The organism is Rhodococcus sp. IEGM 1341 (assembly GCF_030056895.1).
Lineage (GTDB): Bacteria > Actinomycetota > Actinomycetes > Mycobacteriales > Mycobacteriaceae > Rhodococcoides.
The window spans coordinates 378,303-393,739 of record NZ_JASHKV010000001.1; the positions used below are offsets into that span (position 1 = coordinate 378,303).

Consider the following 15,437-nt stretch of genomic DNA (forward strand, 5'->3'; position numbering starts at 1 on the left):
ACGGCGTCACAACATGATGGCCGACCCACCTGCGGCCGGGGCCTCGCGGCCGACCGCGGAGAATGCGGCGACGAGCAGTGCCGGATCCGGCCCCTCGAGACGGCCGGGCTTGGCCAGACCGTCCAGAACCACGAACCGCAGCAACCCGGCACGGTTCTTCTTGTCCGTCTGCATGCCCTTCAGCAGATCCGAGAACGCGTGCTCGTCGTAGGTGACCGGCAATCCGACCGATTCGAGAATCGAACGGTGGCGGTCGGCAGTGGCGTCGTCCAGGCGTCCGGCCAGACGTCCCAGCTCGGCCGCGAACACCAGACCGACCGACACCGCGGCGCCGTGACGCCACCGGTACTGCTCCCGCCGCTCGATGGCGTGCGCGAGCGTGTGCCCGTAGTTGAGAATCTCGCGCAGGTTCGACTCACGCAGATCTGCCGCCACGACCTTCGCCTTGACCTCGACCGAGCGCCGAATCAACTCCGGGAGCACGTCGCCGGTCGGATCCAGCGCCGCGGCAGGATCGGCTTCGATGATGTCCAGAATCTTCGGATCGGCGATGAATCCGGTCTTGATCACCTCGGCCAGGCCCGAGACGATCTCGTTCTTCGGCACGGTCTCCAGGGTCGCCAGATCGATCAACACGGCGGCCGGTTCGTGGAAGGAGCCGACGAGATTCTTGCCGGCATCGGTGTTGATGCCGGTCTTGCCGCCCACGGCCGCGTCGACCATGGCCAGCAGCGTCGTCGGAACGTGGACGATACGAACTCCGCGCATCCAGGTCGCGGCCACGAATCCGGCCAGGTCCGTCGCCGCGCCGCCGCCCAGACTGACGATGGCGTCGCTGCGAGTGAGACCGATTCGGCCGAGAACCTCCCAGCAGAACCCGGCCACGGCCAGATCCTTGCCGTCCTCGGCGTCCAGAATCTCGATGCGATGAGCGTCGATTCCCTTGTCCGCCAACGCCGCTCGCACCGCTTCCGCGGTCTCTGCCAGCGGAGGCTGGTGGAAGATCGCCACGGTGGCCGTTCCGGCGAGCTGGTCGACGAGATCCGTCAACAGACCTCGGCCGATGATCACCGGATACGGGTTGGCAGTCTCGACCTGGACGCGCACTGGCTCTGTCATCGAATCACCTTCATCTACTGGGGGTTTTTCTCGTTCGCATCGCGCCCGGGAACAGGGGCGATGGCGGTCAGCTTGGACACCAACTGGCCCACGACCCTAGCGGGGCTGCGACTGTCGGTACGCACGCGCACCGTGGCCACCGATCGATAGAGAGGTCGCCGATGGCGCATCAGTTCCTGGTACTTCGCACGCGGATCAGGACCGGCGAGCAACGGCCGAACCGTGTTCGCGCCGGTACGCCGAAGCCCTTCGGCCACACTGATTTCCAGGTACACCACGGTGTGACCGGACAGCAGGGCGCGGGTGGCGGGCGACAGCACAGCACCACCACCGAGGGAGACGATCCCGTCGTGCGAGGCCAGAGCACCCGCGACTATCCGCTCCTCGATCTGCCGAAAGGCCGGTTCCCCGTCGTGCGAGAAGATATCGGCGATCGTACGACCGGTGTCTCGCTCGATGGCCACATCGGTGTCGAACAGGTCCAGGTCGAGAGCCTGTGCCAGCCGCCGACCGATCGTCGACTTGCCTGCTCCCGGCGGTCCGACGAGGACCGCGTACGGGGTCATCGTGGAGGTCGGGCGGCGGTGCCCTTCACGTAGTGGTCGACGTTGCTCGTCGTCTCCGCCAGCGAGTCCCCACCGAACTTCTCCAACGCTGCCTGCGCGACGACCAGGGCGACCATCGTCTCGGCCACGACACCGGCAGCCGGAACAGCGCAGACGTCCGAGCGCTGATGAATGGCCACGGCCTCGTCGCCGGTCGTCATGTCGACCGTTGCCAACGCGCGCGGAACCGTCGAGATGGGCTTCATCGCCGCCCGCACTCGCAGGGCCTCACCATTGGTCATACCGCCCTCGATGCCGCCTGCCCGGTTGGTCGAGCGCAACACACCGTCCGGACCGGGCTTGATCTCGTCGTGAGCGACGCTTCCGCGTCGACGCGCGGTCTCGAAGCCGTCCCCGATCTCGACTCCCTTGATGGCCTGGATTCCCATCAGTGCCGCGGCGAGTCTTGCGTCGAGCTTGCGTTCTCCGGAGACGAAGGACCCGAGGCCGACGGGCAGACCGTGCACCACGACCTCGACGACGCCGCCGAGGGTGTCACCGTCCTTCTTCGCTGCTTCGATCTCGGCGATCATCGATTCTTCGGCGGCCTTGTCGAAGGCGCGCACCGGAGATGCGTCGATGGCGTCGAGGTCCGCGCCAGCGGGCGGCGGTCCGACATAGGGGTCGGATGCCCCGATGGAGATCACGTGGGACACGACATCCACTCCGAACGCCTGCTTCAGGAACAGGCGGGCGACGGTGCCGATGGCGACTCGGGCGGCTGTCTCACGCGCGCTGGCGCGTTCGAGCACCGGGCGAGCGTCGTCGAAGCCGTACTTGAGCATCCCGGAGTAGTCGGCGTGGCCGGGCCGCGGCCGCGTCAACGGGGAGTTGCGCGCGAGATCCGCGAGCACTGCCTCGTCGACGGGATCGGCCGACATCACCTGCTCCCACTTGGGCCACTCGGTGTTGCCGACCTCGATCGCGACCGGACCACCCATCGTGCGTCCGTGTCGGACTCCACCGGTGAGGGTCACTTTGTCGGCCTCGAACTTCATGCGGGCACCTCGGCCGTAACCGAGGCGACGGCGAGCGAGTTGAGAGGCAATGTCGTCCGAGGTCACCTCTACTCCCGCGACCATTCCTTCGAGAATGGCGACGAGAGCGGGTCCGTGGGATTCTCCGGCAGTTATCCAGCGCAGCACTCGAACATCTTTTCACGCCAGGGACGCCGCGGATGCCAGCAGGGTGGCCGCGCACATGGACGGGCCGTGCGGGATGCGGGCTCGCCTGTGCCCCAACGCCGCGGTGATCGACCCCACCACGGCAGTTGCCACCGGTGCCGACAGCGCGGCGATCGCCCATCCTCCCCCGCCGCCGACGCACGCGATCGAGCCGACCGACCAGGCGAGTTTGACGTCCCCCGCGCCGAACGCCGCGGGCGCGAGAAGGTGAACGACGAGGTAGATCGCGAACAACAGAGCACCGCCCAGCAGTGCCCCCGGCGAGCCGGTGAGAACGAGCGCGATCGTCACCACGAGCGCCCCGGGGACGGTCAAGGCGTTCGGCAACCGGCGTCGCTGCAGGTCGACCGCGCTGAGTGCGGCGAACCACCACGTCGTCACGCACAACGGAACCGCGTATTCGGTACCGCCGAATCGCCACCAGACCCATCCGGTACCGATCGCAGACAGCAGCGGCAGGAGCCGAGGACTCCATCGGACCAAACATCGGCGCATCGCCAGCCCCACAACGGCACCGACCACGACCGCACCACACACGACAATCATGAGCGAAGGGTGGCACCACGGCAGCGATCGACTGTGACGAAAGCCCAGGTGGAAGATTGCCCTGTGCACAACTCGAAACCTGTGGACAACTCGCGGCCCGTGGACTACTCCGGCCGGTGGACTACCGCCGGCTCGAACTCACAAAGCAGCGAACAGTGCGTCCCGCATTACCCCTCGCGGCGCGGGCCTGCCGGTGAACTGCTCCACCTGCCCGTACGCCTGATTGAGCAGCATCGACAATCCGCTGATGACGGTTCCACCGGCCGCGTCCACGGCAGTTGCCAGGGGCGTCGGCCAGGGATCGTAGATGGCGTCGAGGACCAGGGGTGCCTGGGCGAGATCCGACGCGATGTCGGCGGCCCCGGTCGCGGGCACGGTGCTGACGAGCACAGCGGACTCCGCTGCGACGGTGGCGAGCCGAGGGTCGGTCATGTCCACGAACTCCGCGCGCATCCCCGCGGCGACGGCGCAGTCCAGTGTGTCTCGGGCGCGGTCGGCCGATCGCGCGACGACAGTGACCGCAGTCGCTCCGAGTCCGGCCAGCGCCACGATCGCCGGCCTCGACGTTCCTCCTGCGCCGACCACCGTCACGGTGCGACCGGACAGGTCCTCGATTCCGGCGTCGCGCAGTGCGCCCACGATTCCGTCGACGTCCGTGCAATCGGCGCGCCAGCCCGACTCGGTGCGGACCAGGGTGTTCGCCGAGCCGGCCAGAACTGCCCGCGCGGTGCGCTCGGTCGCGTACGCCAGAGCCGCAACCTTGCCCGGCATGGTGACCGACACGCCGACCCATTCGGGGCCGAAACCGTCGAGCAGGCCGGGCAGCTGCTCACCGGTGCAGTCGATGCGCTCGTAGGTCCAGTCGGCGAGGCCGAGCGCGCGGTACGCGGCACAGTGCAGCACCGGCGACTTCGAGTGTTCGACAGGGCTTCCGAGTACAGCGGCGCGCACGTCAGCGGCCGCTGTCGAGGAAGCCACCCTCGACCTTGGTGATGTTGGCCAGGTGTTCCTCGTAGCTGCGGGTGAACAGGGTTTCGCCCGCCTGGTTGATGGTCACGAAGTACAGCCAGTCACCGTCGGCGGGCATCTCGACCGCCTGCACCGCTCCGATACTCGGCGAGGAGATCGGGGTTGCCGGCAGCCCTTCGCTGGCATAGGTGTTCCACGGTGTGACGCGGGCGCGGTCGGCGTCGGTGGTGGCCACCTCGGTCGTGTCGAGCGAGTAGTTGACCGTCGAGTCGAACTCGAGCTTCTGCGGCACCGCGAGCCGATTGAGGATCACCCGGGCCACCTTGCTGAAGTCCTGCGGCAGCGACTCCCGCTCGACGAGCGACGCGGCGACGAGGGTGTCGTACGGAGTCAGCCCGGAGTTGGTGCCCGCGGTGAGGATTCCGGTGTCCTCGTAGCGGGTCGCGCTCTCGGACACCAGCTGCTTCAGAATGTCGGTCGGAGCCGCGCTGGGATCGAAGTCCCAGGTTCCTGCGGCGATCAGGCCTTCGAGCTGGCGGTCGCGGTCCGGGACTCCCTCGACGCGATCGGTGGCCCAGTCGGGCACGCCCAAGGCGGCCGGGTCGTCCACGGCTCCGGCCACGTTGAGGTCGTCGTAGCTCACGCAGGTGGGGGTTCCACTGCCGGTTCGGTCCACGCAGCTGGCCTCGGAGATCAGGGTGTAGATGCCCTTCTTGACGGCACCGGTGTTCACGTCGCGCGCGTCGTGCAGCTGACGGCCTTCCGAGATCACCATGTTGCCCACCCGGGACGCGGGGTCGACGAGTTCGTTCACGGCCTGCGAGGCAGGCACGTTGCTGGCGAGCAGATAGAAACCGGGTTGAACCGAGGTGATGGCGTTGTTCAGGAGCGCCGCTTCGAGGAATGCTCCCGAACTGGCGACCACACCCTTGTCCGCTGCCTGGGTACCGATCTGTTGCGCGGTGTCGTTGGGATGAACCTGAATCACCACGCCGTCGCCCGGTGAGCCCGCGGTGAAGTCGGCGTTCGGTGTCGTGCGATTGCCGAACTTGTTCACTGCGAAATACGCTCCTCCCGCAACGGCCACGACCAGTACGAGACCGAGCACCAGAGCGACCAGGCGGCCGCGGCGCTTGCGGCTGGAGGCAGCTCGGTCCTTCCGGGTCGCGGCACGGCTGCGGCCGACCTCCTGTGGCAACGCTCCGCGCTCGGCCTCGTGCTCCCGATCTGCGTCACGAGAGGACCGGGGATGCGGCTCCTGACGCTGCGGCGGGCCGTGCACAGTGCGGTGGAACTCGCTGCCCTCGTCCACGCGATAGCCGATCGGGTCGGTGTGCGCCTCGTCCGAGCGCGCATCTCGCCGGTCCCGATCGGACCCTTCGTAGTTCACTCGTCGACCTCCGTCGATCCTGAATTGTTCGCTGCACGATCCGATACGGCACGGCGCTCGTCGAGCCAGCCCTGCAGTATCGCGACCGCCGCAGCCTGATCGATCACCGATCGTTGGTTCTTGGCCCGCACTCCACTCTCCCGTAGCGCGCGCGATGCACTCACGGTAGTCAGTCGCTCGTCGGCCATCCGAATCGGCACATCACCCAATCGCCGGTGCAGGGAGCGGCCGAATTTCTCGGCTGCGTCGACGGCATTGCCGCGCTCTCCGCGCAGCGTCCGAGGAAGCCCGATGACGATCTCGACGGCCTCGTATTCGGCGACGATCTCCGCCACCCGCGCCACGTCCGGGGCGTCGGGACCCTTGATCTTCGATCGCGGCACGGTCTCGACCGGCGTGGCGAGTACACCGTCGGGATCACTCGAGGCGATACCGATGCGCACACTGCCGACGTCGATGCCGATACGACGGCCGCGGCCGGGATCGTCGACTCCTGGCCGATCGGGGCCGCGCCCCTGAGCTACCACGATCGTCAGTGGGTGGTGAGTTCGGTCAATCGAGCCCGGGCTGCGTCGATACCGGCTGGAATCCCGGCGACGTCCGATCCCGACCCCTGAGCCAGCTCGGGCTTGCCGCCGCCCCGCCCACCGATGCTCGGACCGAAGGCCCCCACCAGATCGCCTGCGGCAATACCGGCGTCCTGAGCTGCCTTGTTGGTCGAGACCACGAACGGGACCTTGCCGCTCACGGTGCCGAACAGCACCACCACGGCCGGATCCGCGCCCAGCCGTCCTCGGATGTCTGTGACCAAGGTGCGCAAGTCGTTGCCGCCGACGCCGTCCGGTGCCTGCGCGATGACCGCTCGCACGTCGCCGAATCGCTCGGCCTTGCCGACGAACTCCCCTGCCGAGGCCAGCACTGCGGCGGCCTTGACGGCGTCGAGTTCCTTCTCCGCGGCGCGCAGACGCTCGACCAGGGTCTCGATGCGGGCCGGAACCTCCTCGGACGGCACCTTGAGCGAGGACGCGATGCCGGCCAGCAGCGCGCGTTCCTTGGCGAGATAGCGGTACGAGTCGAGGCCGACGAAGGCTTCGACTCGGCGCACTCCCGAGCCCACGGACGATTCACCGAGAATGGTGACCGGGCCGATCTGCGACGAGTGCTGCACGTGTGTACCACCGCACAGTTCCATCGAGAACGGTCCGCCGATCTCGACGACGCGCACTTCGTCGCCGTAGTTCTCACCGAACAGGGCCATGGCGCCCATCTTCTTGGCACTGTCGAGGTCGGTGACCATGGTGTTGACCGCGAAGTCCGAGCCCACCGCGTCGTTGGCGACGTTCTCGATGTCGTCGCGCTGCGCGTCGGACAGCGCACCCTGCCACGAGAAATCGAAGCGCAGGTAACCGGGCTTGTTGAGCGATCCGGCCTGTGTCGCGTTGGGCCCTAGCACCTGTCGCAGTGCCGCGTGCACCATGTGGGTACCCGAGTGGCCTTGAGTCGCGCCCTTGCGCCACGCGTGGTCGACGTCGACGTGCACGGTGTCGCCCTCGGTGATCTGACCCGACTCGACCACCGACTTGTGCGTCCAGAGCTTCTTGGCGATCTTCTGCACGTCGTTGACCTTGACGCCGAGGCCGGGTGCGGTGATCGTGCCGATGTCGGCGATCTGGCCACCGGACTCGGCGTAGAGCGGGCTGCGGTCGAGGATGATCTCCACCGAGTCTCCCGCAACCGCGGTCGGAACGCGGACGCCGTTGGAGATCAGGGCCAATACCGTTGCCTCGGAACCGAGTTCGTCGAATCCGGTGAACTCGGTCGGCGAACCGTCGACGAAATCCTTGTAGACCGTGAGGTCTGCGTGTGCGTGCTTGCGGGCACGGGCGTCGTCCTTGGCCCGGTTGCGCTGCTCGGCCATCAGCGAGCGGAAACCGTCCTCGTCCACCGACAGGCCGGCCTCGGCGGCCATCTCGAGCGTCAGATCGATCGGGAAACCGTAGGTGTCGTGCAGCGCGAATGCCTCGGCACCGCCGATCTTCTTCGCACCCGACGCCTTGACTGCCTCCGCCGCTCCCTCGAACAGCCGCGAACCCGAGGTGAGGGTCTTGAGGAACGCCGTTTCCTCCCCCACTGCGACGGTCAGAATGCGATCGAAGTCGGTGACCAGATTCGGGTACGACTCGGCCATCGTGTCTCGTACGACGGTGACGAACTGCGCCATGGTCTCGTCGGGTGCGCCGAGCAGGCGTGCCGATCGGACGATGCGGCGCAGCAATCGGCGCAGCACGTAGCCGCGACCGTCGTTGCCGGGATTGACTCCGTCGGAGATCAGCAGCGCGGCGGTGCGGGCGTGATCGGCGATGACTCGGAAACGCACGTCGTCGTCGTGGTTGGCACCGTAGGCACGTCCCGAAAGTTCCTCGGCCTTGGCGATCACCGGTCGGACGAGGTCGGTCTCGTAGACGTTGTCCACGCCCTGCAGCAGGAAGGCGACACGCTCGACGCCCATGCCGGTGTCGATGTTCTGCTTCGGCAGCGGACCGAGGATCTCGAAGTCGTCCTTGCTGATTCCCTTGCCGCGTTCGTTCTGCATGAACACGAGGTTCCAGATTTCGATGTACCGATCCTCGTCGGCTTCGGGACCGCCCTCGGCACCGAACTCGGGTCCTCGGTCGTAGTAGATCTCCGAGCACGGGCCACAGGGTCCGGGAATGCCCATGGACCAGTAGTTGTCGGCCATTCCTCGACGCTGAATTCGCTCGTCGGGCAGACCTGCGATCTCCTTCCAGAGCTCGATCGCCTCGTCGTCGTCGAGATACGCGGTGGCCCAGATCCGCTCGGGATCGAACCCGTAGCCGCCGTCCTCGACGCTGTCGGTCAACAGAGACCAGGCATGCCGAATGGCGTCCCGCTTGAAGTAGTCGCCGAACGAGAAGTTTCCTGCCATCTGGAAGAACGTGTTGTGGCGGGTGGTGATACCGACGTTCTCGATGTCGAGGGTGCGCACGCACTTCTGGACGCTCGTCGCCGTCTTGTACGGCGGTGTCTGCTGACCGAGGAAGAACGGCACGAACGGAACCATGCCCGCATTGACGAACAGCAGATTGGGGTCGTCGAGGATCAACGACGCACTGGGTACTTCGGTGTGTCCTGCCTTCACGAAATGGTCGAGGAAACGCCTGCGGATCTCATGGGTCTGCACGGATACAGGTTAGCGTCGTCGGACCCCGCACCGACTCGAGGGCCTATCGGCCTCGGATGATCCGGCGCAGTTTCCCGACCCTGGTCGCGATTTCCCGCTCGGCACCGTGCTCGGTGGGCTCGTAGTAGTTCACGCCCACCAGTTCGTCCGGTGGATACTGCTGCCCCAGTACGCCGCCAGGACTGCTGTGCGGGTACCGATATCCGACGGCGTTCCCCAGCCCTTGCGCTCCCTTGTAGTGGCCGTCGCGTAGATGCGGCGGCACCGATCCCGACTTGCCTGCAGCCACGTCGGCCATGGCGGCGCCGAGTGCGCCGATCACGGCACCGGACTTGGGCGCGGTCGCCAGATGAATCGTCGCCTGCGCCAGCGCCAACCGCGCCTCGGGCATCCCGATCATCTGCACGGCGCTGGCAGCGGCCGTCGCGGTCTGCAAAGCCGTGGGGTCGGCCATCCCGATGTCCTCGCTGGCGTGGACCACGAGACGTCTCGCGATGAACCGCGCGTCCTCGCCTGCCGTGATCATCCGCGCCAGATAGTGCAGGGCGGCGTCGACGTCGGACCCTCTGATCGACTTGATGAACGCGCTGATGACGTCGTAGTGCTGATCTCCGTCGCGGTCGTAACGCACGGCGGCCTTGTCGACACTGGCCTCGACCGTCGCGAGGTCGAGCATCCCGTCGGTTGCAGCGCCCGCTGCCGCCTCGAGTGCCGTCAACGCCCGTCGGGCGTCGCCGGCCGCGAGACGCACCAGGTGATCCATCGCGTCCTCGGCGATGGTTACCGCACCGTCCAGTCCGCGCGGATCGTTGGCGGCGCGACTGAGCAACAACTCGATGTCCTCGGATCCCAGCGGCTGCAACTGCAGAACCAACGACCGGGACAGCAGCGGCGACACCACCGAGAACGACGGGTTCTCCGTGGTCGCAGCCACCAACAACACGATCCGATTCTCGACGGCAGCGAGCAGTGCATCCTGCTGCGTCTTGGAGAATCGGTGCACCTCGTCGATGAACAACACCGTCTGCTCGCCCGAGAGCAGTCGGCGACGCGCGAGTTCGATGACGTTGCGTACTTCCTTGACACCGGCCGAGAGGGCCGACAGCGCCTCGAACTTGCGTCCGGTCGCTCCCGAGATCAGCGACGCCAGCGTCGTCTTGCCGGTTCCCGGTGGACCGTAGAGCATCACCGAGGACGCACCGGAGCCCTCTACGAGCCGGCGCAGCGGTGCGCCCGGAGCCAACAGATGAGACTGCCCCACCACCTCGTCGAGGCTCGTCGGACGCATACGCACCGCCAGAGGTGCGTCGGGCCTGACGTAGGTGGACGCCGGACGGGACTCGGCGATCATCGCCTCCGGGGGCGCGGGCGCGTCGAACAGTCCGTCGTCGCCCAACTCGTCGCTTCCCGAGATGTCCCCGCCGGATAAGTCACTACCGATGCCGCCGCTCACCCGTCGAACGCTACCGATGCGACCGGCGGATGCGCGAACGACGTCTTCCTCAGCGCTCCCACTTGGTGCGCAGAGCGGTGGCGACCGACGTCGCGTAGTCGGCGATATCGGTCTCACCGACGCGCGCGGCACTGTCTGCCAGCGCCGTCCACCGCGAGATCAGTGCCTGCGACCGCGGAACCGACAGGTGGTGAGCACGCGCCGCGGCGATGCGAGTGTGGTCGTCGGGCAGGAACCAGTAGGTGCTGAGCCACACCCAGATCAGACGTGCGTCGAGAATCTTGCTCGCCAGCGTGGTGTCGTCGGCCAACGCGGGCCATATGCCCACCACTTCCGAGCGCCACGCGTCGATCATCGCCTGCTCGCGAGCATGCGAGAGGTCGAAGCTGCACAGGCAACCGGGGAACGACGCCAACGCGTAGGTGATGTCGAGGGTGGCGTCACGAAATCCGCCCCACTCGTAATCGAGGAACCGCACGCCTTCGTCGTTGACGATGATGTTGTCGGGACACAGGTCGGACGGGCTGAAGGCGCGGAAGGCGCCATGCGCGAACAGCCGTCCGCTGCGAGAGACGCGATCGAGAATTGCATCCGGGGTCGTTCCGACGTCCAGAAGATCGGTCAGCAGCCCGGGGACCTCGGCGAGAGCGTCGGGTAACTGGGCGGAGATCCCGTCGGTGGAGTCGGGTTGTCCCACCCGTCGCAGCAGAGCGGCGAAGTCGTCCTCACGGCCGACGGTGGCGGCGTGCATGCGGCCGAGCGCCTGCGCCATGGCCATCAAGGAATTGGTCACCGCGGCTTCGTCCGAGTTGCGCAGCAGAGTGGTGATGGGACTGGCGTCGCCGAGATCGCTGAGCACCAGCAGTCTCGCGTCGAGGTCGTACGCATGCAGCTCGGGTCCGGGCCTGCTGTCCGTGGCCAGAGCGTTGGCGAACTGATACGACGCTGCCTCGCGCAGGAAGGCGCTGGAACCGGAGATGTCGGCGAGCTCGGCATGCAGTTCCGATTCGGCGGGCAGGTCCCGGACCTGCTTGATCACCAGGGTGCGGGGCAGCTGAAACGGGTTCTCGGACACTCGGACTCGCAACACGATCGCTTGGCCGCTACCCCCCAGATTCACCGGGTCGATCAACGTCACCGGAGCTCCGGTGCGTTTGGTGAGGAGTCGCTGGGCTGCTGCTACTACCTCTGATACAGGGTCTGCCAGTGTTGCGGTCATCGATATCCAAGCTACCCGTTCGGTGTGTTCTGCTGTGCCGTCTCGGTGACTACGAATGGAAAACGATTGTCCGTTTTGCGGCTTTTCGCACGTTGCATTCGTAGATTCGACCAGATGGTCGGTTACCCCCGAGCCACCGAAGTATGCCGGGTTCGCTACTGCGGTGCAACGTCCACCGATACGGCGATGGTGCTCTCCTCCGCTTCGGTGTAGATCACTCCGCGCAGGGGAGGCACGTCGGCGTAGTCGCGTCCCCACGCCACGGTCGCGTATCGCTCGTCGACCAGCTGATCGTTGGTGGGATCGAAGGCGAGCCACCGATCGTTCGGCATCCACACCGCAGCCCACGCGTGGGTCGCGTCGACACCGATCATCCGCTCCTTGCCGGGCGGAGGCTCGGTTGCGAGGTATCCCGACACGTACCGGGCCGCCAGACCCTGGGACCGCAAGCACGCGATCGCAAGGCGAGCGAAGTCCTGGCACACTCCCGATCTCGCGGCGAGGACGTCGACAACGGTGGTCGAGACCGTCGTCGAGCCGGAGAGATAGCGAAAATCGGTGAAGATCCGATGTGTCAGATCCACGACGACGTCCGCGAGGGGACGACCGGGCCAGAAGCTGGGGGCCGCGTAGGCGCGCACCTCGTCGGTGATCTCCGGAGTCGGCAGATCGAGAGCGAACTCCACGGCCGACGCACGGGCCGGATCCGCAGGCACGTTCGCACCGAACAGCGCCATCCGAGCCGACTCCCAGGATGCCGTCGCCGGCCACGAGGTCGTCTCGTCCGCCGGACGGGGATAGACCTCCACCAGCGAATCCGCCGTGACCACCAGCTTCTCGTGGTCGTGCGTGACGTGGAAGTACACGTCCTCGTTGCCGTAGACGTCCACGCCGAAGGATTGATCGGTGGGAGCCGGCTCCACCGTGACCGACTTCTCCAGACAGTGCTGCCCGTCCATGTCGCGCGGCGCGAGGAATCCGCGCCCGTAGGACGAGGTGACCCGGTCGGAATACGTGTAGGTGGTGATGTGCTTGATTCGGTACCGACGACTCATCACCGCACCCCGTTCGCAGTTCGGATGTTCGCGCTGCCCCACAGCGGCTGCGTGCCACCGGGCAACGACATGTGCGTGGCGAGGACGACGCGGGACAATTCCTCGAGCGAGTCGTGGATGCCGTCCACCAGCTCGAGCAACTCCACCCGCCTGCCGTTCGCATCGACCGATTCCAGATCGCCCGGGTCAACGCGCCGCAACCGCACCCGCATCTGCTCGACGAGCTGCTCGGGCCGCGACGTACCCGAGGCATCGGGCAACGAACCCAGGTCGTCCCGAAGCCGATCGAGCTGGTAGACCAACGCTCGCGGGTTGCCCTCGTCGAACAACAACAGTTGCGCGACGGCCGCCGGACGTGCGCGCCCGCTGTTGCGTCTGCGGTAGATCACCGAGGACTCGGCCGCGGAAAGCACCGAATCGATGACCGCTTGTTCGGTGGAGGGCGTGAGAGCGTGGCTCAGCGTGGCCGAGAGCAGCGCAGTCAGCTGCAGACCACGCTCGATCCGTTTGCCAGCATCCATCAGGTACCAGCCCGCATCTCGCACCATCGATTCCGATGCCAGGCCGGCCAGCGCAAGCAAGCCGCGCAACACACTCGACTGCGACGACGCCAATTGCGCACCGTTGTGAACCGGCGACTCGGCCAGCTCCTCGAGCGCGGTGTCGATGCGGTTCAGCACCGCCCAGGTGTCGTTCGAGAGCTGGTCGCGCACCGCGCGCGCCGCTTGCTGCATCCGATCCACCGATTGGGCCAGCGAACCCAGACGTCCCGTCGAGAGCATCAGCGAGCGCATTTCCACGCTCGCATCACTGCGGTTCTTCTCGTCGAGGAACCCCGGCCAGGTCCGCGAGACCTTCGTGACCGCTTCGAGAAGGATCGGCAGACTCTCGCTGCCTTCGAGCCACGGCATCGAGCGATAGTCCTGATTGCGTTCGCGCGCGGCGATGAGCAATCGAGTCATGTCCTCGGCACGCTCGCTGTAGCGGCCGAACCAGAACAGGTCGCCGAGCACACGCGGGGAACTGACGACATCGACGTTGGACGCGGCGTACTGCGGCAACTCCTCCACCGTGGCGGGCGGGGTGTGCGGAGCGGAGTCCGCCGGGGTGACCCGTTCCACCGACTTGACCCACACGTCCTTCGACGCCACCGTGATGAGCGGTTCGGTGACCGGTGCGGTGAGCACCACCTGCCCCAGGCCGCCGCGCATCGGCGTGTACCCGCCCCGCTGCGCAACCGTGAACAGCCGCATTCCCACCTGCGCCGGCGCCACCGACAACTGCGAACCCGAGCCACCGTCGATCGACGAACCGACCGGAGCCAACGAGAACTCGGGGACTTCCTGCCCTGTCCACTTCCACGGCTCGGCGAGAATTCGCTTCCACAGCTCCTCCGCGGCGACGTCGGTGAGATCGTGCCCCACCACCGTGCGACGTGAGGTGGTCGAGCGCAGCACCAGCGAACGCATCCGGCTTCCGAGGTGCGAGAGCTGATCCGGGTCGCCACCCCAGTAGGTCTGTACCGAACCGAGAATCAGATCCTCGTCCAGCAGGGCACGGCTCAACGCCGGAAGCAACGGAAGCAGAGCCGGGTTCTCGAGCACACCGCTACCGAGCGTGTTCACCACGCTCACGGCCCCGCGCCGCAGCACTTCGACCAGACCGACGACTCCCAGATGCGAATCCGGGCGCAGATCGAGTGGGTCGGCGAACTCGGCGTCGACCCGGCGCAGCACCACATCGACCCGCCGCAGCTTGCCGAGCGACCGCATCCACAGACAGCCGTCGCGGACCACGAGATCGGCATTCTCCACGAGCGGAAAGCCGAGAACCGTTGCGAGATAGGCCTGATCGAATGCCGTCTCGGAATGCGAACCGGGACTGAGCACCACCACGACCGGATTCTCCGCCGATGCGGGTGCCGCATCGCGAAGCGCCAGACGAACCGCCCGAGCGAACGTGGACAGCGGCCTGGGATTGCTGGCCTGGAACAACTCCGGCATCGCGCGCGACATCACCCGCCGATCGGCGAGCGCGTAGCCCACTCCCGACGGTGCCTGCGTGCGGTCGGCGACGACCCGGAATTCGCCGTCGGAACCTCGGGCGACATCGGCGGCATGCATGAACAGCTGATGCGGCCCCGGAACGGTGATCGCATGCGCCGTCCGCAGATAACCCGGGTTGCCGAAGACCAACTCCGGCGGAATCAACCCCCGACGAACGGTTTCCTGAGCACCGTAGATGTCGGTGAGCATCGCATCGAGCAACATCGACCGCTGAACCAAACCTGCTTCCAGACGGTCCCACTCGTCGGCCGCGACGACCAACGGAACACTGTCCAACCCCCACCGAACAGCACTGGGCAACGCCTCGCTGCCACCCGACGGAATCGGGTTGTAGGTGATGCCGTGGTCGTCGACCAAACGGCTCACCCGCGACTGCAACGTCTGCATGGCACCCGAGCCGGCCTCGCGCATACCGTCGACCAACTCCGCCCAGTGCGGACGGACGGAGTCGTCGGAATCGAGCATCTCGTCGAACCGATCGGCACGACCGGTCACGGCCTCACGCCGACCGCGATACGCGAGCCACGGCGACCCAGCACCACTCGAAACGTCTTCGTTCCTGCCGGCTCCACCCGAAACATCGTCGTTCCTGCCGGCTCCACTCAGGGTGGTATCCACGGGCACCATCG

At 66.7% G+C, this 15,437-nt stretch carries 12 protein-coding genes; all 12 read right to left on the bottom strand.

Going from position 1 to position 15,437, the window contains the following annotated elements:
• Positions 1-6 precede the first annotated feature (6 nt).
• The 12 genes from aroB to QM615_RS01575 all read right to left on the bottom strand — a co-directional run bounded on the left by aroB (position 7) and on the right by QM615_RS01575 (position 15,435).
• Complete coding sequence (gene aroB, locus QM615_RS01520) at positions 7-1,119, bottom strand: 3-dehydroquinate synthase (protein ID WP_149405849.1); 1,113 nt, start codon at positions 1,117-1,119, stop codon at positions 7-9.
• 14 nt (positions 1,120-1,133) lie between these two features.
• Positions 1,134-1,685 (bottom strand): shikimate kinase, encoded by a 552-nt coding sequence (locus QM615_RS01525; RefSeq protein WP_068050563.1) that lies wholly within the window; start codon positions 1,683-1,685, stop codon positions 1,134-1,136.
• Positions 1,682-2,869: a chorismate synthase gene (gene aroC / locus QM615_RS01530; RefSeq protein WP_149405850.1), complete on the bottom strand. Its 1,188-nt coding sequence runs from the start codon at positions 2,867-2,869 to the stop codon at positions 1,682-1,684. The genes QM615_RS01525 and aroC overlap by 4 nt, the downstream gene beginning before the upstream one ends.
• A 12-nt stretch (positions 2,870-2,881) precedes the next feature.
• Positions 2,882-3,454, bottom strand: coding sequence for a prepilin peptidase (locus QM615_RS01535; protein WP_262498336.1), 573 nt, complete (start codon positions 3,452-3,454; stop codon positions 2,882-2,884).
• A gap of 138 nt (positions 3,455-3,592) precedes the next feature.
• The gene (locus QM615_RS01540) at positions 3,593-4,432 is read right to left on the bottom strand and encodes a shikimate dehydrogenase (protein WP_410482230.1); all 840 of its coding nucleotides are present in this window, start codon (positions 4,430-4,432) and stop codon (positions 3,593-3,595) included.
• A complete protein-coding gene (locus QM615_RS01545) occupies positions 4,407-5,813 on the bottom strand; it encodes an endolytic transglycosylase MltG (protein WP_149405851.1) in 1,407 nt (468 codons plus the stop codon). Before QM615_RS01545 ends, QM615_RS01540 begins: the two co-directional genes overlap by 26 nt.
• Complete coding sequence (ruvX, locus tag QM615_RS01550; protein ID WP_269594178.1) at positions 5,810-6,340, bottom strand: Holliday junction resolvase RuvX; 531 nt, start codon at positions 6,338-6,340, stop codon at positions 5,810-5,812. The genes QM615_RS01545 and ruvX overlap by 4 nt, the downstream gene beginning before the upstream one ends.
• Positions 6,341-6,345: 5 nt before the next feature.
• On the bottom strand, positions 6,346-9,015 hold the full coding sequence (gene alaS / locus QM615_RS01555) for an alanine--tRNA ligase (RefSeq protein WP_269594179.1): 2,670 nt from the start codon (positions 9,013-9,015) through the stop codon (positions 6,346-6,348).
• 43 nt (positions 9,016-9,058) lie between these two features.
• Positions 9,059-10,468: a replication-associated recombination protein A gene (locus QM615_RS01560; RefSeq protein WP_502941856.1), complete on the bottom strand. Its 1,410-nt coding sequence runs from the start codon at positions 10,466-10,468 to the stop codon at positions 9,059-9,061.
• A 49-nt stretch (positions 10,469-10,517) separates the two neighbouring features.
• Entirely contained in the window at positions 10,518-11,687 is a 1,170-nt protein-coding gene (locus QM615_RS01565; RefSeq protein WP_269594180.1) for a protein kinase family protein, read from the bottom strand.
• Positions 11,688-11,842: 155 nt separating this feature from the next.
• The gene (locus tag QM615_RS01570; protein ID WP_149405854.1) at positions 11,843-12,742 is read right to left on the bottom strand and encodes a transglutaminase family protein; all 900 of its coding nucleotides are present in this window, start codon (positions 12,740-12,742) and stop codon (positions 11,843-11,845) included.
• Positions 12,742-15,435, bottom strand: a complete 2,694-nt coding sequence (locus tag QM615_RS01575; RefSeq protein WP_502941857.1) for a circularly permuted type 2 ATP-grasp protein — start codon at positions 15,433-15,435, stop codon at positions 12,742-12,744. The genes QM615_RS01570 and QM615_RS01575 overlap by 1 nt, the downstream gene beginning before the upstream one ends.
• Positions 15,436-15,437 lie beyond the last annotated feature (2 nt).

Bases quoted from the DNA above. Each gene is read 5' to 3' on its own strand.
- aroB (WP_149405849.1), bottom strand. From the start codon at position 1,119: ATGACAGAGCCAGTGCGCGTCCAGGTCGAGACTGCCAACCCGTATCCG.
- QM615_RS01525 (WP_068050563.1), bottom strand. From the start codon at position 1,685: ATGACCCCGTACGCGGTCCTCGTCGGACCGCCGGGAGCAGGCAAGTCG.
- QM615_RS01535 (WP_262498336.1), bottom strand. From the start codon at position 3,454: ATGATTGTCGTGTGTGGTGCGGTCGTGGTCGGTGCCGTTGTGGGGCTG.
- QM615_RS01565 (WP_269594180.1), bottom strand. From the start codon at position 11,687: ATGACCGCAACACTGGCAGACCCTGTATCAGAGGTAGTAGCAGCAGCC.
- QM615_RS01570 (WP_149405854.1), bottom strand. From the start codon at position 12,742: ATGAGTCGTCGGTACCGAATCAAGCACATCACCACCTACACGTATTCC.
- QM615_RS01575 (WP_502941857.1), bottom strand. From the start codon at position 15,435: ATGGTGCCCGTGGATACCACCCTGAGTGGAGCCGGCAGGAACGACGAT.